At 60.7% G+C, this 1,498-nt stretch carries 1 protein-coding gene; it reads left to right on the top strand.

Features of this window, described 5'->3' with window-relative positions; translation table 11 throughout:
- On the top strand, positions 1–1,498 hold a 1,498-nt coding region (locus EYB48_RS18950), incomplete at both ends, for an amino acid adenylation domain-containing protein (RefSeq protein WP_162021934.1).

Here is a 1,498-nt window from a genome sequence, read left to right on the forward strand (position 1 = left end):
TGGAACAGCAAATCAGCATACAGGCCAGCGCCACGCCAGACGCGATGGCCGTCATCGATGGCACAGACAGCTGGACTTATGCCGAACTCGAAGCCAGAGCCAATCGCCGTGCCGCACAACTCCAAGCCGCGCTGTCAGCGTACAGCGCAAGCGAAGCCGTGATCGGTGTCGCGCTGCCGCGCAGCGGCGCAACAGTCGAATGGCTGCTCGCTATTTTAAAAATCGGAGGTGTCTACCTGCCGCTGGATGTCGATTATCCGCAGCAACGTCTGCACAGCATGCTGACCGATGCCCGTGCTGCCTTAGTCATCGTGGCCGAAGGTGCTGAACTTGGCGTTCTGCCTTGCCCCAGTCTGAATGCATCGGATACCGCTGCGCATTCTGAAGCGCTGCCTGTACCCGCAAGCATCGGCAATGGCGACAGCCTGGCCTATCTGATCTACACCTCAGGCTCCACCGGCACGCCTAAAGCCGTCGGCATCAGCCACAGCGCAGCGCTCAATCTGGCCTATGCGCGCAAAGCTGGCTACGACCCGCTGGTTCCGGGTGACCGCGTACTCGCAATGGCCTCGGTTGGTTTCGACGTCTCGTTTGGCCAGTTACTGCTGCCTTTACTGAGCGGTGCCACCATCGTCATTTGCCCGCCACTGCGCAGCCTTGATGCACACGCGTTTTGGGAATTGATACGGACCCAGCAGATCACCCACGCCAACGCCGTACCCGCCTTCTTTGATGCCGTCGTCGAAGAAGGTAGCCAGATCCAATGCGGCCTCAAACGCCTGATCGTCGGTGGCGAAGCCTTTAAACTCAGCCTCGCTCATAAGCTCAGAAACGCCTTACCAGACACCGACATCATCAATGTTTATGGTCCGACCGAAACCTGCATAGACGCCAGCGCCTTCCAGCTGCCTGCCGGTGAGGACGCCGCATCCAGCCTGCAACAACTGCCCGCCATCCTGCCCATCGGTCAGCCACTGGCGAACTACCAGGCCTATGTGCTCGATGCCCACTGGCAGCTGGCCGCGACAGGTGTAGAAGGTGAGCTCTTCCTGGGTGGCGCCGGACTGGCCCGTGGCTACCTCGGTCAGCCAGGCCTGAGCGCAGAACGCTTTGTGGCGAATCCCTGGGGCGAACCCGGCAGCCGCATGTACCGCACCGGCGACCGGGTACGCTGGCGCGCAGACGGCAGCCTGGGCTACTTAGGCCGCGCCGATCACCAGGTCAAAATACGCGGCCAGCGCATCGAAGTCGGTGAGATCGAAAATACACTGCGTCAGCAGACCGGCATACGCCAGGCCGCAGTCATCGCACGCCAGGACGAAGGCCAAAAAGAAAAGCGGCTGATGGCCTATGTGGTGGCACAGGAAGGCGTGCAGCAGAATAGTGCGGAGCTACACAGTGCGCTGAGCCGCAGACTGACAGACGCGATGCTGCCCTCGGCCTATGTGTGGCTGGAGAGCTTACCTTTGAATGCGAACGGGAAGTTAGATGTTAAGGC

It is taken from the genome of Cognatundibacterium crateris, assembly GCF_010078235.1.
Classification (GTDB): Bacteria; Pseudomonadota; Gammaproteobacteria; order Burkholderiales; family Burkholderiaceae_D; genus Undibacterium; species Undibacterium crateris.